Genomic DNA, 19632 nt, shown 5'->3' on the forward strand with positions numbered 1-19632 from the left:
CAGCCACAGCGGGCGCCGGCAACGGCGCCCTCTGTTGCAGCCCTTTCGCCATTGTCGATGGTGCGTCGCTTTTGCCGTTCTGTGCGACAGATCGCACTGGCGGGGCTCCCGCCCTCCTCCTTCGTAGTGTTAGCTTGAGCAGGTTTCTGTCTGATCGCTCAGACATTTCCTAATCACTCCCTGCAAAGGAATGCCCTCCGTAATGGATTTCTCTCTCAAGCACCTGGCTGCGGCCACCCTGATGCTCGCCAGCCTGTCCGCGTTCACCAGCAGCGCCCAAGCCAACATCACCCCGCAGCAAAGCGCGGCCATCCTCAAGACCTTCAGTGACGCCCCGGCCGGCGACTTCCGCCAGTTCCTCGGCGCCCTGGCCAAGAGCGAAACGGGCAAGAGCGCCAACCTGGGTCCGGCCATTGCCGCCTTCCTCGACAAAAAAGCCCTGAGCGCCGAACAGCAGAACGAAATCCATCGCCTGCTGGGTCTCTACGCCCGGATCAAGTACGGCAAGGCCGCCACCGAAACCCTGCGCGAACTGGTGGCCATCCCCACCTTCAACGTCGACGGCGTGCCGCAGTACAAGAACCCCGAGTTCCTCAAGATCGCCGAGAAGATCCAGGGGCTGGCCAAGGCCTTCAACCTGAACTTTCGCAACATCGACAACCGGGTCTACGAGATCTCCCTGGAGGGCGCCGGCCAGGAAGTGGTCGGCATCCACGCCCACGCCGACGTGGTGCCGGTGACCCCGGAAAACTGGGTACTCGAAGACGGCACCCGCCTCGACCCGTTCAAGGTCACCCTGATCGGCGACCGCATGTACGGCCGCGGCACCGAGGATGACAAGAACGGCATCGTCGTCGCGCTCTACGCGATGAAGATCATCAAGGAAGAGCAACTGCCCCTGGCGCGCCACTTCAAGCTGCTGGTGGACACCACCGAGGAAACCAGCGGCGACGCCATTCCCTACTACTTCGAGCACAACCCGACGCCCAACTACAACCTCGCCCTGGACGGCGGCTACCCGGTGGTGATCGCCGAGAAAGGCTACGGCACGGTGATGGCGACCTTTGCCCGGCGCGCCGCCACAGGCCAGGGCGCCGAGATCACCCACCTCACCGGTGGCCTGGCGACCAACCAGATCCCGTCCACCTCGGTGGCCACCCTGAAGAGCGACAACCCGGCGCAACTGGCTGCCAGCCTGCAGCAGGCCGGGGCCGAGTACGCCAAGGCCCATGGCGGCAACTTCCAGGTCGCGGCCAAGGTGGCGGGCGCGGACGTACAACTGACCGTCACCGGCGTCTCGGCCCACTCCTCCGAGCCCGAGTCCGGGGTCAACCCGGTGGCGCGGATGCTGGATTTCATCAACAGCCTGGACGGCAAGGTGGCCTTCAAGCACAACGCCTTCACCGACGCCGCCCGCTACCTCGCCGACAACTGGGGCCTGGACTACCTGGGCAAGCAGCTGGGCATCGGTTTTTCCGACGACTTCATGGGCCCGCTGACCACCTCGCCGACCCTGGTCAGCGTGGATGAGCAGAACCTCAAGCTGGCGGTCAACCTGCGGGTGCCCAAGGGCAAGACCCCGGAGGTGCTGAAGGGCGAAATCAGCGACAAGCTGGCGGCCTGGAGCAAGAAGAGCGGCGTGGCCGTGACCATCGACACCAAGATCGCCGAACCGATGTACCGCAACCCCGAGGGTGAATGGGTCAAGGCGCTGCTGGCGGTGGCCAGCGAGAACCTGGGCATGGCGCACACGTTCGGCACCTCCGCCGGCGCCACCTCGGTGCATGAACTGCCCAATGGCGTGCAGTTCGGCCTGGCGCGGCCCGAAGTCAAGTACACCGGCCACACCGACAACGAGTTCAAGACCCGGGAGCAGTTCCTGCTGGACCTGCAGATCGTCACCGAAATGATGGGCCGCATCGGCCAGTTGCCCAAGCTCTGAGTGCCCCGGCGCGTCCGTCCGCGAGGACGGGCGCGCCACCTCCCTCCCCCCGTCCCCGCACGCCGCCAGGCTCGGCCCAGGCTTCAGTCTGCCGACGACTTCCAGGACGGATCGCTGACATCGCGCAGCACCCCGATGTAGCCCCGGTAGAGATTGCCTGCCGGCAGCAGCTGCCGTGCGGCCAATTGCCGATGCAGACGCTGCAGGTGGTAGAACGGCACGCGCACATAGAGGTGATGCTCGATGTGGTAGTGGATGGCGTGGGGGCCGAAGAGGAAGGTCTGCCAGTTTGGCCGCACGATGCTGCGGGCGTTCTGGCTCTGGTCGGCATGGGCCGGCAGGCCGGCGTGCTCCATGATCGCCCGCACCCGGCCCATCAGCGGCAACAGGGTCATCGCCGGCAGCAGCCACAAGCCGAGATAGAGCCAGGGGTGCCCGCTCCAGGCCAGCAGGCCGAACAGCAGGCCGTTGCCCAGCAGCATGGAAAGGAACTCCGAAAACCGCAGCCTCGCCGACTTGTCGACCCTGGGCATGACCGCGCGGTAGTCGCCCCGGGCAAATCGGCAGGCACTGATGACGTACCCCACCCCCAGCAGATCCGCCAGCAAGCGCCTGGCCAGCTTGCCCCGCGGCAGCGGGTAATCCCCCATGCCGAATACCGCCATCACCGGATCGTCATGCTGCATCGGCTGGCGGTGATGCTTCAGGTGACCGGCACGGTAGGTCGCCAAGGACAGAAACAGCGGACCTGCCGCCAACCACTGCCCCACGGCATCATTGCGCGCCTGCCCGCGCAGCAGCAGGCCGTGGGCACTCTCGTGCATGAGCACCGCCAGGGCCAGTTGGCTGCGGGCGATGAGCAGCGCCGCCAGGAGGTAGGTCAGCGGGTGCGGCCAGAGCGCGGCGGCGCTGAATGCGGCAGCGATCAGGCCCCAGTCCGCCAGCAGGGCCAGCACGGCGATCCGCGGCTTGAGCACCAACAGCTCGGCCTCGGGGACAAAGGCACGCAGCAGGCGGTTGTCGCCGGCACGGGGTTCAGGCTGGGACACGGCGGTGTTTTCCTTGTCGTTGGGTGGCCAGGGCACAGACCAGGGCCAGGAGCATGCCCCCCGCCACATCGATCAGCGTGTGCTGCTTGAGGGTCAGGGTCGAGAGGCAGATCAGCAGTCCGCTGGTGGCGCTCAGCCATGGGTAGGGGCGGTCCCAGAGCGCCCGGCAGGCCAGGCAGGTCACCGCCACATGCAGACTGGGAAAGCCGTTGCAGGCCCGGTCCAGTTGCCACATGCGGCTCAGCCGCTGTTGCAGGAAGGCATTGTCCAGGGCGCCGATCTCCGGCCGGGGCAGATCTTCCGGAAACAGCCAGAAGCACAGCAGCGCGACGCCGAAGGCCAGACCGGTGGCGTTGCGCAGCGCGCGAAAGCGCTCCGGGCTGGCGTAGGCCGCCGCCAGCAGGACAAAGGGAAAGAACAGCACATACAGGAACCAGGACTCGGCCACGAACGGGATCCACTGATCCCACGGCGTGACCCAGCTGTAGCGGGGCCTGACCAGGCGCTGCAGGCCGATGAACAGCGCCAGCCCCAGCAGCAGGGCGAACGCTGCCGCCAGGGCCTGCCCGGGGCGGGCGGCCAGGATCAGGCGGCGCAAGGGGCTGGCCATTGCAACTGGCAGGCCGACTGGCGGGACGGTTGCGGGGAGGCAAGGCGCTTCAAGGCGGCGTCCTCACAAGCCGAGCAAACGGCTGACCCAGGCATCGGTCCGCGCCCGGGCACGCTGGTTGCCCGCCACCACGTCGGGCGCCGGCGCCGCCGCGCTCAACTGCTGCGCCGCTTGCGCCACCTGCCGGCGAAAATCGGCGGCGTCGCCGCGCCAGGTCACCACCCGGTGCAGCACCTGCAGCTGGGCGGCGCGAGCGGCATTGCTGGTCTGTTCGGGCTGGTCGCTGAGGACCAGGATGATCGGCCGCTGATAGACCCGGGCAATGGCCAGCGCGGCCATGCCGGGGGCCGACACCATCAGCTGGGCCCGGGCCGCGCGACTGGCCCAGTGCGGATCGACCCCGAGCCAGCCATCGTGCCCGGCATACCCCTCGCCCACCCGATGCCCGTGCAGACCGGCATCCCCCAGCCCGGCGCTCAAGGCGTCGGCCAGCCCGAGCTCGCAAAAATGCGGATTGAGGTACACCGCCGCGTCCGCCCCGAGCGCGTCCGGCAAGGCCTCGGCCAGGGCCACCGGCGTCGGCAGGCGATACAGCGCCGGGGCCTGGGCATCATCGACGTCATAGGCAAAATCATGCTCGATACGCGCCCGCGCCGCATCGATCTGGCGGCCGACGATCCAGCCGAACAGGCGCCCGAACTGCCGCGGCCACAAGCCCTCGAAGTTGTTCAGCAGCGCCCGCTTGAGGCTGGCGCCGTAGACATGCACCACCTTGCGCCGCCACCCCGGCAGCATGCCCATGTACAGCAACGCCGGGTGGAAGGAATCGTTGATCACCAGGTCGACACCGCGCCAGCGGCGCCTCAAGTGCAAGATGTCCCGCAGCATGCGTCCGGGACGGAACAGGTAATGGGCGACATTGCGGTTGGTGGCCTGGCGTTGCATGTTCTGTTCGCGGTCGAACTGCACCGCGTAGTGCAGCGAAAGGATCTGCGCCTGGATGCCGAAGCGCTGCAGAAATGCCTGCCCCGGCGCCGAGGTGGTCAGCACCTCGACCTGGGCCCCGGCCGCACGCAGGGCATGCACCAGCAACTGCGCGCGCATCAGGTGGCCGCGGGCGTCGGCGGTGGCCAGGTAGAGAATTCGCCCACTCATCGGCGGCGGCCCACGCCACCCAGTACCCAGCCGGCGCCCAGCATGGCCAGGGCCCCGCTGACGCCGAAGCTGGCATCCACGGCGCGTATCTCCCTGAGCAAGGCCGCCAGTCGGTGCGCTTCCCCGGGCGCCACGATACGCCGCAGGGTGTTCTGGCACAGGCGCACGTGGGCTTGCTCATCGGCCAGCACCCGCGCCAACAGCGGATACAGGCGATGCCCGGGGTCCAGCACGGCGCAGTGGCGGCGCAACACCCGCTCGGCCATCTGCTCGGCGCAGAGCCCGGTGGCATAGGCCGGCACCAGCAGGCCATGCTCGAAAGACCCGGCATAGCGATGGGCCAGCCGCTGCCAGCGCAGGATCTTGCGCCGGCTCAGCCAGTCCGGCTCCAGGCGCTGGGCGCCTTGGTCGCCCAGCGCCCGCAGGGCCTCGGCGAACAGGGTCACATGACGCTGCTCATCGGCCAGATGCTGCTGCACCTGACGTTCGAGCCAGGGCGGCGACTGCGGCAGCAGCTCGTCCAGCAGCGCCCGCTCGGTGGCGTCTTCACCGGCCAGGTACATGCGCAACAACAGGCGCTCGCCCCTTTGGCTCAGGTGCAGGCGCCGCAGCGCGGCGCGCTTGATGCGGTCCACCAGGCGCGCCTGCAGCGCCCCCAGGCCCCGGGCCCGGGGCTGGTTCAGGCAGCTGAAATCGGCCGCGCCCACCCGCCCTTGCTCCGCGCTCATTGCCCGGGCTGCGCCGCGGTGGCGCTCGCCTGCTGGCTGTGGTGCCAGGCCAGGATCAGGCCGATGAAGCTGTCGCGCATAAAGGCCGTACCGCTGGCAGCGGCACCGGGAAAGGCTTGCTCCTGGCCGTTGTAGCGCAGGTAGCCCTGGCCGTTGACCGCGCCCAGTTGCAGATTGTCGTGCTTGTTCAGGCCGCGCCGGCGCACCTCCTGGAGCAACGGGCTGTCCTCAAGGCCGAACACGAACAGCTGGCGCTGCACCACCCACCGCGGAATCTGCCCACTGAGGGCCCGCAGGTCGAGGTTCCAGGTGCCCTGCTCCAGCACCTGCTGCAGGGCCTGGGTGTCCGCCTGCCTGGCGTCGAAGCTGGCGCGCATCAGCGACTTGGACACCCGGCCAATGCCCAGGCCGATGGTGATGTCGTCGGCCGCCGGGTTCTGCGCGTCACTGGGGCGCACCACCACCAAATAGCTGGCCACCCGCGCGGCGATCGACGGCTGGGCCAGTACCTTGCGCGCCTGCTCGGCGCTCAGCAGCAGGCGCTCGCCGGCCCCCTCGCGGACACTGATGCGGTAGGGATCAAGAGCGATGTCGCGAAACGCGCCGCGCACCGGGGCATGCACATAGGTGTCGGTCTTCCACTTGGGACCGGAGCGGCGCAACAGCACCTGCAGGCTCAGGGGCACGCGCTGGCCATCACCGGCGATGCCGCTGCCGTGCAGCAGGATGTCGCCGATCACGGTCTTGTCGTCATGATCGCTGGCGGCCTCGATCACGATGGATCGGGCTTGCCGGTCGACGCTGGCACGGGCGTCGGCCACGTCCAGGGCCACCCGGTTGCACTCGATGTCGCTGGAGACAGGCGTGGCACAGCCACTGTCCGAGGCGAAGTGATACACCCCGCGACCGGCGAACTCGCTGGGCGCGGCCTGGGCCTGGGCCTGGGCCTGGGCTGCCAGGGCCAGCACCGCCAGGCACAGCAGGGAACGGCCGAATGAGGCAAGTGAAGGTTTGTGCATGGAAGTTTCCTCTAGGCACGCCGGTGGCGTGCGACGATGCGGCGCGACGCGGATCAATCCAGGTGGCGGTGGTAGGACAGCGCTTCACTGTGGCGAGCACTGGCGCGGCCGATCTGCAGTCCGCAACCACGGACCACGGCGCCGGCGGTATCGAGCAGGGAAATGGCCGTGACCATGGCCATCGCCCCCAGGCGCCGCAGCCCGCGCAAGGGCGGCAGGTCCTGGTGATTGAGGGCGCGCAGGCTGTAGCCCAGGCGTCCCAGCATCACGCACAGGGGGCCGAGCGGCCCGCTGCGCGCGAGCCATTGCAGCCAGCCCGGCAGGTAGGCGCGGACCAGATAAGGGGTCAGGTCGACGCTGTCGCCGCCCCTGAGCCAGCGCAGCTTGAGCACTTCGCCCTGGCTGTCGGGCAGACGATGCTCGGTGTGGGCGGCGGGGGCATAGAGCACCGCCACCCCGGCCGCTTGCAGGCGCAGGCCCATGACCTGGCAATGGGCCCGGTACACCCCGTCCAGCGGCTCGTAGCGGTAGTGCTCGAAGGTGTCGCAACGAAAAGCCACGTTGTTGGCATAGAAGTTACGCTTGGCCCCCTGGCGCAAGGGGCTGGGGAAGTACATGAAGTCGATGGCGGTCAGGGCGCTGCCGGCGACGCTGGGCGCATAGCTGGTGCGCCCGGCCACCGCCAGCGGCGCATCGGGCCCGGCCAGGGGGGCAAGCAACTGCTCCAGCCAGCCGGCACAGGGAATGCAATCGGCGTCGGCAAACACCACGTACTGGCAGCGCTGCCGGTCGACCGCGTCAAAGCCGACATTCTTGGCGTCGTAGTAGCCGGTGCCGCCATCGATCTCGACAAAATCCACGGGCCGCCCCGCCAGGGCGCACAAGGCCTGGCGCGCCGCCAGGTCGAGGCCATCGTGGGTGATGATCCACTGGGCAAGGGACTGGGGCGCCAGACTCTGCCGGGCCAGCCGGGCGATCAGCCGCTCAAGACTGTGCAGGGCCTCCAGGGCATCCTTGCCGCCGCGCAGGTTGTTGGTTTCCAGCACCAGGGCGCAGCTGGCGGCAATCGCCTCCAGGCGCTCGCGCCCCTGGCTGCCGGGAGGCAACTGCGACATCCCGGTTGTCGTCTCTTGGCTATCCATTTCGTTGTGTCTCTGTAAAAGCGCGGTCGCCCCAGGGGCGGGGGCGCAATCACAGCATTATTCCCGGGAATATTCAAACACCGGCAGCGTGCGGCACCGGCCGACGCTGCCGCTTGACCCGGCCCCTTGCACAGACACCGCAGACACCCGAGGGCGCAACAGCCACCTGCGCCGCCATGGCCAATCGCCCCCTGAGCCTGCCGGGCCTACTTGCCCGAGAGCGACACCGGCGGGGCAAACTCGGCATTGCGCCGCTTGAGCCCATAGTTGCCCATGCGCAGGTAGCGCTCGTTCATGTTCATGAACGGCTTGATCATCGGCGCAATGATCAGCAGAAAGGCAATGGTGCCGATGCCGAAGGGTCCCCCCAGGGCCCAGCCAACAAGAAAGATGCTGATCTCCAGCACCATCTTCGCCAGGGTGAAGGACCAGCCGAGCTTGTTCATCATGCTGATCACCAGCAGATCGATGACCCGGATGCCGATGCCGCTCATGATGATCAGCGCCGAGGCATAGGCGCACAGGGCCAGGCCAATGCTCAGCAGTACATAGGGCCCCAGGATCGCCGCCAGCGCCTGATCAAGCTCGAGCAGTAGCCAAAGGTCGATGAACAGGCCGGTCAGGGTGGTGGTGATGAACGGACTCAGCGGCGGCCACTGGCGGTTCCACAGCGCCCACCACAGCAGCAAACCCACCGAGAACAGTGCCGAACAGGCTCCCAGCCCGACCTGCAGCTGGTTGTTCAAGGCAATCACAAACACATCCAACGGATCGGTCCCCAACTGGCTGACGATGAAGAACAGCGCCCCCAGGGAGAAGATCATTACCCCTATCAAGTACATCGCCAGCCGGTCCGGCGAGCGCCAGGCTCGAACGGAGGCCGCCAGTGCCTGCTTGATGCCCTTGGGCCCGACGTGTTGTTCCTGGGTCATAGCACTTCCCTCTTCTGATGATTGATACGTCCGTGCAGGTCTGCCATGGCGCACTCACTTGGCACTCATGGAGATGAAACTCATGCCGTTGCTGACATGGCGGATGGTGACCCTGGAATTGTCGATGCCGCCGTCGCAGATCTCGTTCTGCACCTCGGGGCTGGCCTGGGCCAGATACAGGCCGCCCATCACCGTGGCTTCGGTGCCCTGGGGCGAGTGCATGACCAGCGGCGGCGTCAGTGACGGCTTCAGGTAGCCCGGCTCGCGCAGCAGCATGCCCACCTGCTGGGGAATTTCCGGAAAGCGCCCGAGCATGCCGCCGCCCAGGCAGATCACCTCGACCCGGAACAGCTCCACCAGATTGGCCGTGGCCAGGGCCAGGGCCTGTACCGCCCGCAAGCGCCAGTGATTGAGCGTGGCCTCATCGGAAAAGCCCATCGACGCGACGAACTTGTCCAGCGAGCGAAACGAGGCATAGGCCTGCAGACAGCCCGCCCGGCCACAGGAGCAGGGAGCGCCGCCGGGCCAGACCAGCAGGTGTCCCAGCTCCCGATTGGGCAACATGCGCCCCTGATAGACCACCCCGCCACCGACCCCGGTGCCCAGGGAAAAATGCACCAGATTGGAGGCGCGCATGACCGTGGCGTCGCCAAAGGTCGCGGCCGTGCCGTCATCGCACCAGATCACCCGCTCGACCCCTTCGATGCGCAGCGCCGGGCCGATGGCCAGGCCTTCCCAGTCCGGCCGGTTGGGCCAGCGGATGATGGTGCCGTCGGCGTTGATGGTCGGGGCGCTGGCAATCACCAGGCAATTGATCGGGCCGTACAGGGCGATCTGCTGATACAGCAGGACCACCGCCTGCTCGATGATGCTCTGCGGCTTGCAACCGGCCGCGATCTCGATGCGCTCACGCTGCACCACCCGGCCGCCGACACTGCAATGGATGGCCATCTTGCTGCCACCCAGATCGACACTTGCGCAATGCATCAGAAACGCCCCCCGCCATCGACCGCGAGCACCGCGCCGTTGACATAGGACGCCTGGGGCGAAACCAGAAAGCCGACCACCGCCGCCACTTCTTCAGGACGCCCCAGGCGCCGCAGACCAATGCGCTGGCAGACCTGCCGCTCGTCCTCGGCGCTGTAGTGGCTCGACGGCGCGGCGATGGCGCCAGGGGCCACCACATTGACGGTGATGCCCAACTCGCCGACCTCGAACGCCAGGGAGCGGGCATAGCCATGCAGGGCCGCCTTGGACGCGGCGTACAGGCTCTGTCCCGGCATGCCGCTTTCGCCGGCCAGCGAGCCCAGGAGCACCACCCGCCCCTCGCGCTGGCCGATCATCGGCCGCACCACCTGGCGCACCAGGCGTATCGTGGCCTGCACATTGAGATCGAACAGCTGCTCGCTGTCTTGCTGATGGCTGAGCAAGGCGGACTTGCGCAGCATCCTGGCGGCGCAACAGATCAGGGCGTAGACCGGTCGCGAACCCTCGGCCAGGGTGGCCAGCAGGCGCGTGGTGTCTTGCGCGGATGTCAGGTCGCAGGCCACCGGAATCAGTGTGCCGGGCAGTTCCCCGGTCCTGGCGACCAGAGCTTGCATACGCTCGATGTTGTGCTGGTAGACCCCGAATACCCATGCGCCTTCGGCGACCAACGCTTCACATATCGCGGCGCCCAGCACACCGGATGCCCCTGTGACCAGGCACACTCGTCCATTCAGTTTCAGCATGATTTTCCCTATCTGCGATCGATTTAGGCGGGCAGCTGAACCGCTACCCTGTAAGACACCCGGTACTGCGTGGTTCCTGCCGTCGCCACGGGAAGCTGGCGAAAGTACTTGTCATCGAAACAGCTCAGGCATGGCGCTCCGTCCTGGTCGTAGGCATCGACCACACAGAGCCGCAACAGGGCGCCCAGCGGCGACCGGTGCAGCGGCCACGGACCACAGCCAAGCCCCGCCTGTTCAGACAACAGGCGGATCATCAGGGGGTCCACGGCGACCCACTCGCCACAGATCTGCAGCTCGGCCCAGTAATGGCCGGTGGCATAGGGTGAACTGAGCAACAGGCCGAACACCTGCCTGGCCGGCAGGCCACGAGCCTGTGCCTGTTCGACCAGCAATTTCGAAAATCCACCGCATTCGGCCAACTGGTGTCGGCGCATGAAGTCGAGGTCCCAGCGAATGCCGTCATGCAGCATGTAGAACTGCATGTCGGCGCAGACCTCTTCGACCAGCTCCCGAAAGGGGCTCGGCAGGAGCAGTCTTCGGCCCGGTATGACTAGGCATTGGCGATGGAAGTCACCGCCCGCGGCGGCCTCCAGGGAGCACAGACGCTCATCGCCGACCAGTACCTGTATCGGCCCCCGGGGCGGGGTTTTCTCGTCGAGGGCGTAGACCAGCTCCACCCGCCGATCGCGCTCGGAATGGCGAAACGCCGCGGCCCAGCTGCGCATGGCCAGCTTGTGCAACGACGGCAGACGCAGGTGCAGCGACAGGTTGTACAGATCGTCGGGGTCGAAGAACCGCTCCTCGCCCTGGTGCCGCGAGGCCAGGCCGATGGCCTCCAGGGCCGAGAGTTCGTCGGCGGCCAAGCCATACAGTCCGGCCTGCGCCGCGGCCACGCTGAAGCGCCGATGCCGGTCATCGACCTTGGCCAGGTTGTGCAGAATGCCCTGGGCCAGGTCCAGCCGCTGCCGGACCGGATTCAGCATGCGAAACCCGGCATTTCGCACTGGTCCGAGGCCTGGCAACCGCTCAATCCGGCGATGGTCGGGGCGATCTGCTGCAACTGCAAAGGCCCCGGCGCGGCGTCGATCCAGGCCCCGTCCAGCAGCACAAAGCCGCACTCGCGGTGCCATCCCGACTGGGCGGTGCGGCGCACATGACTGGCCCAGCGCGGGTCGCCCAACGGCGGGCGCCGGGCATCTGCCGGGGTCACGATCAGGCTCGGCGCCAGGTGGCTGTAGGGGCCCTGGTAGACCGCCTCCCGCGGCCGCACGACGGCCAGCGCCGGCTGGCCGTCGGCAAAGCGCATCGCCTCCAGGCACTGCATCACCGCCTGACGCTCGGCATCGCTGGCTCGCCCTTCATTGCACAGGTCGCGGCACAGCATCACCCCGTGGGAGCCCTGCACCGTCTCCAAGGCCACGCTGCGCTGCAGGTCGACCTGGCCCTGCGGGTCGAGCACCTGCAAACCGGCGGCCTGCAAGTGCTGGTTGATGGAAAAGAAACCCTTCAGTTCGCCGAAGCCCATCTCGGAAAACACCAGCATCGACTCCGGCGCCAGGGTCTGCAGGCGGGCACAGGCGCGATCGATGAAGTCATAGGCCTGCAGTATCTGCGGGCGCCGGGCCGGTTCGGGGTCGAGCATCTCGTACCACATGAAATGCGACAGGCGATCGGCCAGGGTCAGGTTGACGATCATCACGTCCGCCTCAGCCCCCAGGGCCATGGCGCTGTCGAGCTGGTGCTCGGCGATCCGCATGGCCTGGGCGGCGAATTCCTCGAAGGGTTGGCCGGTATAGAACAGCGAAACGTCGTGGGCATAGCGCACCCCCTGAGCGTTCAGGTCGCGCAACAGGCTGCGCGGGTGGCTGGTGTTCATCGAGTTCTGCATCGGGTAGGTGATCAGCGTGCCATTGAGCGGCCGCGGCGGATGGGTCAGCTGCACGTTGACCACGGCGAAACGCAGGTCGGCCATTTCCGGCCACTCCCAGAGCCGGGACGCCATGACATCGGTGGCTTCCAGAATCCGCGGGATCTCTCCCGAACTGTGGGCACTCCAGTAGGAAAAACAGCCGTGCCGACCGGGGTTGACGCCCGAGAATGCGGTTGCCAGGTTGCTCGGCTCATAAGGCACCGGACCACAGTCCAGATGCCGGTACGTCTTGGCTCCCAGGCGTTGCGAAAACCAGGGCAGCCGTCCTTTGGCAACTTCGGACTCCAAGACCTGCGGGTCCATTCCTTCGGCAATGACAATCAGCGTTTTCATAATAGCGGTTCGCCCTTTATCGTCCTTGATTGCGACACACTTAACGAGTATCGAACCAACACTTAAACATGACCACGAAATGAAATTCGCCTTGCAACAAGGCGAACTTCAACACATATACAAAACAGATAAACGGCAGCCACTCACAAACAACTCCCTTGATTAAAAGAGTTGCCACAGAGAGTGTTTTACATATAAGACGCCACTTCCTTGACGTCAGCAGCACTTGCAGCAGCAGACCAAGGCCCGCTGAATAACCAGGAAAGCCCCATAGATTACGGGCCTTTCCGGCCCTTCAGGTTGTTTGCGATTTTTTAACACAGGAATTAATTCCCGCACGATAACTGCAACTTCGAGTTTATTTCATAATATTACAAAGCATTGCTAAAAATAACCTTGCATTGACTTTTAAATCCCATGCTATCTTCGGCACCTGGCTGAAAGTCACCCACCAACAGCCTTTTAATCGAAACTTAAAAAGCAATAACGCAAGCCAATCCGACAAACGGATAAAACTTAAGGCACAACACTTCCAGCCCCCGAGATTTCCCGCGGATATCTCGGTCGGATCCTGTTTGCCTGTCGCTTGCTCAACCTTTCCAAGGGAATGGACATATGACCCTGGCTATTCATGGCGGCACCCCGGTTCGACACACGCCCTACCCCGACTGGCCGCAGTTTGGCGTCGAGGAAGAAAACGCCCTGCTGCGCAGCCTGCATCAGGGCCAGTGGTGGCGCATGCAGGGCCGCGAGAACCTCGATTTCGAGCAGGCCTTTGCCCGACTTCATGGGGGCCATTCGGCCTTTGCCGTGAGCAACGGCACGGTAGCCCTGGAAATCGCCCTGCAGGCGGCCGGTATCGGCCCCGGCGACGAGGTGATAGTGCCGGCCTTCACCTTCATCTCTACTTCCATGGCCTGCCAGCGCATCGGCGCCACGGCGATCGCCGTGGATGTGCTGGCCGATACCCTGTGCATTGACCCGGCGGCGGTGCAGGCCACCATCGGTCCGCGCACCCGGGCAATCATTGCCGTACACATGGCTGGGCACCTGTGCGACATGCGCAGCCTGGCGCGCATCGCCGACCAGCATCGACTGGTGATCATCCAGGACGCCGCCCACGCCCACGGCGCACGTGGCCTGGGCGATACCGGGATCGGCGAATACGGCTCCCTGGCCTGCTTCAGCTTCCAGAACTTCAAGCTGATGACTGCCGGTGAAGGCGGCCTGGTGCTGTGCCCCAATGAAGAACTGCGGGAAAAGGTCTTCCTCTACGGCAACGTCGGGCGGCCCCTGGGGGATCGCAGCTACCAGCACACCGTGGTCGGCACCAATGCCCGCTTGAGCGAATTCAGCGCCGCCGTGCTCAGTGCCCAATTAGGGCGCCTGGAACAGCAGACCCGGGTGCGCCAGCACAACGCCCACCTGCTGGGCGAAACCCTGGTGCGCCAGGGGCTGGTGACGCCGCAGGTGCGTACCGCGGATGCCCACACCCACCCCTACTACATGTTCCTGTTCACCCTCGACGACCTCCCGGGACAGCCGCCGCTGGACCGCAACCAGGTGGTGGACTGCCTGGTGGCCGAAGGCATTCCGGCATTTCGCGCCTACCAGGCGCTGTACCGCATACCGAGCTACTGGCAGGCACCGGCGCCGACGCGGCAGGACCTGGAGCAGTGCATTGCCGCCTGCCCGGTGAGCGAGCGCATGGCCCAGCGCGGTATCTGGATCCATCACCGGGCCCTGCTCGGCAGCGAGCAGGACACCCTGGACATTGCCGCGGCAATCGCCAAGGTCCACCAGCATCTGGTCGGCGCGCAATGATCGAGCCCCGTGTCGCCCTGGTCGGAGCCGGGTGGGTGGTGCGCCAGGTCTGGGCGCCGCTGCTGGTGCAACAGCACGCGCAGATCGTCTCGGTGATCGACCCCCAGGTCGACGCCGCCGAGGCCTTCCCGGCCCTGTCACCGGCGCCGCGCTGGCACCGTTGCATGAGCACCCAGGCCTTGCACGGCTGCAACCTGGCGCTGATCTGTTCACCCAATGTGCATCACGTGCACCAGGCCTTGCGGGCCATGGACCAGGGCCTGCACGTGATCCTGGAAAAACCCGCCTGCCTGTCCCTGGCAGACGCCGAATGCCTGATCCAGCGCAGCCGGGCCGGCGCAACCGAGCTGCTGGTCAGCGCCGCGGCCTCGCACCGCAGCGATGTCCGGGCCCTGGTCGCGGCGGTGGCCGGCGGCGCCGTCGGCACCCTGCACTGCCTCGATATCAGCTGGCGGCGCCAACGCGGCATACCGCGCCCCGGCTCCTGGTTCACCCGGGCCGATCAAGCCCTGGCCGGGTCCGGCGCCGACCTGGGCTGGCACCTGCTGGAGGTGGCGCTGCAGGTGCTGGACTACCCCTTGGTCGAGGCCGCGCTTTACCACCACGTGGCCGCGCCAGACGACGCCGGGCAGCACCAGGCCAGCTGGCGCGCCGACCAGGCCCTGGCCAGCGAGGCACGCATCGAGGTCGAGTCCCAGTCCTTCAGTTGCCTGAAGGTCGAGGGCGGCCCGCTGATCCGCATGAGCACGGCCTGGGCCTCGCACCAGGAACGGGACGCCACCCGGATCACCCTGTACGGCAGTGCCGGGGAACTGCACCTGCACACCACCTTCGGCTTCAGCCTGAACCGGGTGGCGCAACCCAGCCTGACGCTGACGGTGGACGGCCGGCAAACCCCGCTGGCCTTTGCCGCCGAGGACAATGTCGCCCCCTACCGGACCTTTCTCCGCCAGCACCTGGCCACCCTGGGCGGCAACCCCCAGGCCCGCGAGGGTGAATACCGCAAGCTGCGCTCGCTGGCCTCGGCCATGTCCGCCCTGTACCCCCACCTATCGTCATCCGGCGCCGAACCTTCGGTTCAATGACCGCGCGCCGCAGCCAGGAGCCCATCCCATGGCCGATTCAAGCCTGCTCAAAGACAAGTTGCTGCAACTCTCCAGACTCTCCGGCCCGATCGTGGTATCGCGCATCGGCTTCCTGCTGCTGTCGCTGGTGGACACCATGATGGTCGGGCGCTACGCCACCGAGTCGCTGGCGGCGATCTCCATCACCCACGCCATCGCCGACACCTACATGCTGATCGCCGCCGGGCTGCTGCTGGGCATCCTGGTCATGGGCTCGATCGCCATCGGCCAGCAAGACCCGCGCGCCGCCGGCCTGGCCGCCCAGCGCGGCGTGGTCCAGGCCCTGGGCCTGGGCCTGCTGTGTGCCCTGGCCAGCGTCGCCAGCCTGCCCCTGCTGAGCCGCTTCGGGGTCCAGGCAGACCTGGCCGCGGCCATCGCGCAACTGATGGGGGTGGTGGCCCTGGGGTTGCCGGCGATCCTGATCTACATCGCCTATTCGTTCTTCCTCGAAGGCATCTCCCGGCCCATGCCCGCCACACTGGTGATCCTGGGCGGCAACCTGATCAACGGGGTGCTGTGCTACGCCATGGTCTACGGTGCCTTCGGCCTGCCGGAAATGGGCGCCCTGGGCTCGGCCTGGTGCACCACCCTGGTCAGGCTGCTGATGGCGTTGGCGATCGTGCTCTACGTGCACCGCTTCATGGCGGACCGGGCCGACTTCGGCATCAACCGGCGCTTCGCCTGGGGCTGGTCGCAGTGGCAGATGCAGCGGCGCATCGGCTATGGCGGCGGCTTGAGCTTCGGCATCGAGGCCGGCGCCTTCATGCTGATCGCCGTCATGGCCGGGGTGGCCTCGCCGCTGATCGCTGCCGCCTGCGCGGTGCTGGTCAACATCCGTTCGATCCTGTTCATGATTCCCATGGGCGTAGGCTTTGCCACCTCGATCCTGGTCGGCATGGCCCACGGCAACCGCGACCTGCCGGACATCCAGCGCTCGACCCAGGCCGGCCTGTGGCTGGGGGTGTCGCTGAGCACGCTGTGCGCCCTGCTCCTGGGTGCCCTGCCCGGACCGCTGCTGGCGCAGTACAGCCATGACGCGCAACTGCTGGCGGCGGCGCTGTCGAGCACGCTGCTGCTGGCCCTGGCCCTGCCCTTCGACGCCTGGCAGGGCGTCATGTCCAATGCCCTGCGCGGACGCGAGGACGCCCTGGCGCCCACCCTGATCCACGGCATTGCCTATCTGCTGCTGATGGTGCCCCTGGGCTGGCTGCTGACCTTGCACTGGCAGCGCGGCCTCAACGGTCTGGTGGAAGCCATGCTGATCGGCAACCTGGTGGCGGCGGCGCTGATGACCCAGCGCCACTACCAGCTCAACCGACGCGCTGCCCAGGCCGCTCCGGCCGCCGCCCTGCGCGACGAGGGGGTCTGATGCGGCTTTCGGTGATCATCCCGGTACACGCCAAGGCCGAGCGCCTGCGCTTGACCCTGGCCAGCCTGCGCCGCCAGCAGCAACGTTGCGAATTCGAAACCCTGATCGTCGCCGACGCCGCGGAACCGGCGGTCACGGCCCAGCTCGCCGCCTTGAGCGATGTGCGGATACTCCACTCGCCAGGCCTAGGGCGCGCGGCGGCGCGCAACCTCGGGGCGAGCCTGGCCCAGGGCGAGGTACTGCTGTTTCTCGACGACGATATCCTGGTCCGGGACGGTTTCTTCGAGGCTCACCTGCAGGCCCAGCGCGCCCAGGGCGGCCTGGTCCACGGCCGCCTGCGGGAACTGATCGCCCTGAGCACCCTGAGCGATCCGGCCTTGGGCTGCCCCGGCTGTCCGCCGATCCTGCCGGAGGATCTGCTGGCCGGGCGCTGGACCGCCGAAGGCGCGCGCGTCGTCGCCAATCCCCTGGAGCAGGCCGCGGAACATCCACGGGCCAGCCAGTGGCCGTGGCTGGCCAGTGCCGGAGCCAATATCTCGGTGTCCCGCAGCGCCTGGCAGCAAGTTGGCGGTTTCGATGCCTCCTATGGCCGGCGCTGGGGCATGGAAGACCTGGACCTGGGCTACCGCCTGTGGCGGGCCGGGGTCCGGCTCAGTCTGGCCCCCGCCGCCTGCGGTTATCACATGTCCCATCACAACCCCCAGCGCTGGCAGGATCACCGGCACAACCTGGCGCTGTTCCAGGCCCAGGCGCCCATCGCCGAGGCCCTGGCCCTGGACCAGTTGCTGTCGCCCACCGGGTCGCTGCAGCGCTACATCGCCCGGGTCGACCAGATCCGGCAGAACGCGCTTTCCCCCTGCGCCCGGGAGTGACGCTGTAGCGCATCGAGAAAGCGCCCCTGGCTGCCAAACAGCATCAGCACCTGGGAGCGGTAGCACAGCGCGGCCTCGCGCCAGCGTGACCAGGAGCAGGCAATGTCCCGCGCCCGCAGGCGCAGGCCCAGGGCCTGCACATGCGCCTGCTCAAGCTGTGCGGAGCACTGTTCGACGTAGGGAAAATCGCTGTAGAAGAACAGCCGGTTGTCCAGGGTGCGCGCCAGACGGTGGGTCAGGCAATGATCGACATGGGCACCGATGGCCAGGGGCGCGCACAGCACATCCTGCGGCCGCAGGCAGCCGCGCAGGCGCTGCAGCAGCCCAGGGTCGGGCTCCGGCCAGGAGGCCGGGTCGGGCTGGAGAAACAGCGACTGCGGGCTGGCATGCACGAACTCGCCGTGGCCATCCAGGCGCAAGGCGGCATCCTGCGCCCCCAGGCTCGAACAGGTGTAACCGAGGACCGCCGCGGCGCGCTGATCCTCCTGGCGCCGCTGCCCGGGGCTGGAAAAACACCGCCAGCGCTGTTCGCCGGCATGGGCCCGGGCGATTGCCGAAGCGGCGTCGCCGGCAAACAGGCTCAGCAGCACGATCTCCCGCCCCCCGGCCCAGGGTTCCAGGCCGCTGCCCAGCGACCAGACGGCGTCGTCCGGGTGCGGCGACAGCACCACCACACGGCCACGCGGCGCCTCAGCGGGCATTGATGGCGCCGCCGGCATAGAGCTGGCCCAGGCGCAGGAAACGAGAGATCTCCCGGTCGTTGCGCTCCACCACCCGGCAACGGCCCATTTTCAGCGGCGAGAGCTGGATGTCGGGGAAATTGGCCATCTGCACCCAGGACAGTTGCTCGAAATCCCGGTACAGCCCCTGCAGCTCGACAGCACAGGCCGCCAGGCGCAAGGCCGGCGGCACCTGGGCCAGGCGCCGGGCGCTGGCGCTGAAGGCCTCTTCGAAGTCCGGGCCGACATGGGTTTCCGGACAGGGCACGCAGTAATCCAGGTACATGCCGAAGCGCAACAGCGTCTGATAGAGCTCCGCCTCCTCCTGGACCCGGGCCGTCGAGGGCACCTCGTGGCTGCCGAAATTCAGGTAACCGCTGGCCATCGCCGCCGGTGCCTTGAGTGCTTGCAGGGCGCGGCCGACGAACATCAGCAGCCCCCCCAGGTCCTTGAAGCCATTGACCGCGAAGCAGTCGAAGCGGCCATGCAAGCTGGGGGGCAACGGCTCAAAGACGTCGTAGTGGACCACCTCGATATTGTCGAACCCCTGTTGCGCCGCGACCCGGGCGATGGTCGCCAGCAACTGCGGATCGATGTCCGCCACCACGATCTGCCGGCGGTAGCCGTGGACCGCGAGAAACAGCGAGAACAACGCGTCGTCCCCCAGCAGCAACAGCGCCTCATGGTTCAGGTCGCCCAGGCTCTGCATGATCTTGTAGCGCCGCACCAGGGTCTCGTAAGTCTCGATGGATTGGCTGTAGCGGTTCTGCTTGTCGCTGACGAGGTCGGCAAGGATCTCGCGAAAATGCGGGTTCAGTTGCAGGCAGTCATCGCTGACCAGATGCAGCCCCTGCCCGGGCGCCGGCGTGTGCGGCGCGCCTTGCCAGACGAAACGCGGTGCATCTGTGCCCGGCACCTGGCCCACGCGCTCATCGGCCAGCAGTTGCGCCAGGCACCAGAGCACCTGGCGCACCGTCAGGCGCGACGAGAGCAGTTGGTAGATCCGCTGCGGGCGCCCGAGCTTGGCCAACAGATCGTCCAGCGCCGCCGGTTGCGCGCCGCCCGCGCCGGGCAGTGTCGCCAGCGCCGCCTGAAGTTCCGAACGTGTTGCAGTCACTGTATGCATGCAGCCTCCTGTGGCTTTGCTTGAAGTG

At 67.0% G+C, this 19632-nt stretch carries 18 protein-coding genes; 5 read left to right on the forward strand and 13 right to left on the reverse strand.

What is annotated here, in order from left to right; genetic code table 11:
- Positions 1-202: 202 nt before the first annotated feature.
- Positions 203-1942 carry a dipeptidase gene (locus POS17_RS18050; RefSeq protein WP_060839835.1) on the forward strand — a complete coding sequence of 580 codons (1740 nt, stop codon included), beginning with the start codon at positions 203-205 and terminating at the stop codon, positions 1940-1942.
- A gap of 83 nt (positions 1943-2025) precedes the next feature.
- On the opposite strand, the gene POS17_RS18055 is transcribed toward POS17_RS18050, so the two are convergent.
- The 11 genes from POS17_RS18055 to POS17_RS18105 all read right to left on the reverse strand — a co-directional run bounded on the left by POS17_RS18055 (position 2026) and on the right by POS17_RS18105 (position 12570).
- On the reverse strand, positions 2026-2991 hold the full coding sequence (locus POS17_RS18055) for a fatty acid desaturase family protein (RefSeq protein WP_060839836.1): 966 nt from the start codon (positions 2989-2991) through the stop codon (positions 2026-2028).
- On the reverse strand, positions 2978-3601 hold the full coding sequence (locus POS17_RS18060; RefSeq protein WP_060839837.1) for a phosphatase PAP2 family protein: 624 nt from the start codon (positions 3599-3601) through the stop codon (positions 2978-2980). Before POS17_RS18060 ends, POS17_RS18055 begins: the two co-directional genes overlap by 14 nt.
- 63 nt (positions 3602-3664) lie before the next feature.
- On the reverse strand, positions 3665-4756 hold the full coding sequence (locus POS17_RS18065) for a hypothetical protein (protein ID WP_060839838.1): 1092 nt from the start codon (positions 4754-4756) through the stop codon (positions 3665-3667).
- A complete protein-coding gene (locus tag POS17_RS18070; protein WP_060839839.1) occupies positions 4753-5484 on the reverse strand; it encodes a hypothetical protein in 732 nt (243 codons plus the stop codon). Before POS17_RS18070 ends, POS17_RS18065 begins: the two co-directional genes overlap by 4 nt.
- The gene (locus tag POS17_RS18075) at positions 5481-6503 is read right to left on the reverse strand and encodes a hypothetical protein (RefSeq protein WP_060839840.1); all 1023 of its coding nucleotides are present in this window, start codon (positions 6501-6503) and stop codon (positions 5481-5483) included. Before POS17_RS18075 ends, POS17_RS18070 begins: the two co-directional genes overlap by 4 nt.
- 53 nt (positions 6504-6556) lie before the next feature.
- Positions 6557-7618, reverse strand: coding sequence for a glycosyltransferase family 2 protein (locus tag POS17_RS18080; protein WP_060839841.1), 1062 nt, complete (start codon positions 7616-7618; stop codon positions 6557-6559).
- Between the two features lie 233 nt (positions 7619-7851).
- Positions 7852-8577 carry a YczE/YyaS/YitT family protein gene (locus tag POS17_RS18085; RefSeq protein WP_060839842.1) on the reverse strand — a complete coding sequence of 242 codons (726 nt, stop codon included), beginning with the start codon at positions 8575-8577 and terminating at the stop codon, positions 7852-7854.
- Between the two features lie 54 nt (positions 8578-8631).
- The gene (locus POS17_RS18090) at positions 8632-9564 is read right to left on the reverse strand and encodes an ROK family protein (RefSeq protein WP_060839843.1); all 933 of its coding nucleotides are present in this window, start codon (positions 9562-9564) and stop codon (positions 8632-8634) included.
- Complete coding sequence (locus POS17_RS18095; RefSeq protein WP_060839844.1) at positions 9564-10307, reverse strand: SDR family NAD(P)-dependent oxidoreductase; 744 nt, start codon at positions 10305-10307, stop codon at positions 9564-9566. The genes POS17_RS18090 and POS17_RS18095 overlap by 1 nt, the downstream gene beginning before the upstream one ends.
- A 23-nt stretch (positions 10308-10330) precedes the next feature.
- Positions 10331-11290 carry a transglutaminase domain-containing protein gene (locus POS17_RS18100; RefSeq protein ID WP_060839845.1) on the reverse strand — a complete coding sequence of 320 codons (960 nt, stop codon included), beginning with the start codon at positions 11288-11290 and terminating at the stop codon, positions 10331-10333.
- The gene (locus POS17_RS18105) at positions 11284-12570 is read right to left on the reverse strand and encodes an alkaline phosphatase family protein (RefSeq protein ID WP_060839846.1); all 1287 of its coding nucleotides are present in this window, start codon (positions 12568-12570) and stop codon (positions 11284-11286) included. Before POS17_RS18105 ends, POS17_RS18100 begins: the two co-directional genes overlap by 7 nt.
- A 615-nt stretch (positions 12571-13185) precedes the next feature.
- Here POS17_RS18105 and POS17_RS18110 point away from each other — a divergent pair.
- From POS17_RS18110 to POS17_RS18125, 4 genes are read left to right on the forward strand one after another with little or no spacing between them, the layout of a single operon-like run.
- Positions 13186-14394 carry a DegT/DnrJ/EryC1/StrS family aminotransferase gene (locus POS17_RS18110; RefSeq protein ID WP_060839847.1) on the forward strand — a complete coding sequence of 403 codons (1209 nt, stop codon included), beginning with the start codon at positions 13186-13188 and terminating at the stop codon, positions 14392-14394.
- Complete coding sequence (locus tag POS17_RS31835) at positions 14391-15479, forward strand: Gfo/Idh/MocA family protein (protein WP_060839848.1); 1089 nt, start codon at positions 14391-14393, stop codon at positions 15477-15479. Before POS17_RS18110 ends, POS17_RS31835 begins: the two co-directional genes overlap by 4 nt.
- 28 nt (positions 15480-15507) lie before the next feature.
- Positions 15508-16887, forward strand: a complete 1380-nt coding sequence (locus tag POS17_RS18120) for an MATE family efflux transporter (RefSeq protein ID WP_060839849.1) — start codon at positions 15508-15510, stop codon at positions 16885-16887.
- Entirely contained in the window at positions 16887-17759 is an 873-nt protein-coding gene (locus tag POS17_RS18125; RefSeq protein WP_060839850.1) for a glycosyltransferase family 2 protein, read from the forward strand. Before POS17_RS18120 ends, POS17_RS18125 begins: the two co-directional genes overlap by 1 nt.
- Here the strand turns inward: POS17_RS18125 and POS17_RS18130 are convergent.
- Entirely contained in the window at positions 17699-18460 is a 762-nt protein-coding gene (locus tag POS17_RS18130; protein WP_060839851.1) for a PIG-L deacetylase family protein, read from the reverse strand. The two genes, POS17_RS18125 and POS17_RS18130, sit on opposite strands and share 61 nt — an antisense overlap.
- A complete protein-coding gene (locus POS17_RS18135; protein WP_060839852.1) occupies positions 18450-19604 on the reverse strand; it encodes a bis-aminopropyl spermidine synthase family protein in 1155 nt (384 codons plus the stop codon). The genes POS17_RS18130 and POS17_RS18135 overlap by 11 nt, the downstream gene beginning before the upstream one ends.
- Between the last annotated feature and the right edge of the window lie 28 nt (positions 19605-19632).

Source organism: Pseudomonas sp. Os17 (assembly GCF_001547895.1).
Lineage (GTDB): Bacteria > Pseudomonadota > Gammaproteobacteria > Pseudomonadales > Pseudomonadaceae > Aquipseudomonas.

Excerpts from the sequence above, each read along its gene's own strand:
- POS17_RS18125 (WP_060839850.1), top strand. The coding sequence starts at position 16,887 with ATGCGGCTTTCGGTGATCATCCCGGTACACGCCAAGGCCGAGCGCCTG.
- POS17_RS18120 (WP_060839849.1), top strand. The coding sequence starts at position 15,508 with ATGGCCGATTCAAGCCTGCTCAAAGACAAGTTGCTGCAACTCTCCAGA.
- POS17_RS18090 (WP_060839843.1), bottom strand. The coding sequence starts at position 9,564 with ATGCATTGCGCAAGTGTCGATCTGGGTGGCAGCAAGATGGCCATCCAT.
- POS17_RS18085 (WP_060839842.1), bottom strand. The coding sequence starts at position 8,577 with ATGACCCAGGAACAACACGTCGGGCCCAAGGGCATCAAGCAGGCACTG.
- POS17_RS18105 (WP_060839846.1), bottom strand. The coding sequence starts at position 12,570 with ATGAAAACGCTGATTGTCATTGCCGAAGGAATGGACCCGCAGGTCTTG.
- POS17_RS18095 (WP_060839844.1), bottom strand. The coding sequence starts at position 10,307 with ATGCTGAAACTGAATGGACGAGTGTGCCTGGTCACAGGGGCATCCGGT.
- POS17_RS18100 (WP_060839845.1), bottom strand. The coding sequence starts at position 11,290 with ATGCTGAATCCGGTCCGGCAGCGGCTGGACCTGGCCCAGGGCATTCTG.
- POS17_RS18075 (WP_060839840.1), bottom strand. The coding sequence starts at position 6,503 with ATGCACAAACCTTCACTTGCCTCATTCGGCCGTTCCCTGCTGTGCCTG.
- POS17_RS18080 (WP_060839841.1), bottom strand. The coding sequence starts at position 7,618 with ATGTCGCAGTTGCCTCCCGGCAGCCAGGGGCGCGAGCGCCTGGAGGCG.
- POS17_RS18135 (WP_060839852.1), bottom strand. The coding sequence starts at position 19,604 with ATGCATACAGTGACTGCAACACGTTCGGAACTTCAGGCGGCGCTGGCG.
- POS17_RS18050 (WP_060839835.1), top strand. The coding sequence starts at position 203 with ATGGATTTCTCTCTCAAGCACCTGGCTGCGGCCACCCTGATGCTCGCC.
- POS17_RS31835 (WP_060839848.1), top strand. The coding sequence starts at position 14,391 with ATGATCGAGCCCCGTGTCGCCCTGGTCGGAGCCGGGTGGGTGGTGCGC.
- POS17_RS18070 (WP_060839839.1), bottom strand. The coding sequence starts at position 5,484 with ATGAGCGCGGAGCAAGGGCGGGTGGGCGCGGCCGATTTCAGCTGCCTG.
- POS17_RS18060 (WP_060839837.1), bottom strand. The coding sequence starts at position 3,601 with ATGGCCAGCCCCTTGCGCCGCCTGATCCTGGCCGCCCGCCCCGGGCAG.
- POS17_RS18130 (WP_060839851.1), bottom strand. The coding sequence starts at position 18,460 with ATGCCCGCTGAGGCGCCGCGTGGCCGTGTGGTGGTGCTGTCGCCGCAC.
- POS17_RS18065 (WP_060839838.1), bottom strand. The coding sequence starts at position 4,756 with ATGAGTGGGCGAATTCTCTACCTGGCCACCGCCGACGCCCGCGGCCAC.
- POS17_RS18110 (WP_060839847.1), top strand. The coding sequence starts at position 13,186 with ATGACCCTGGCTATTCATGGCGGCACCCCGGTTCGACACACGCCCTAC.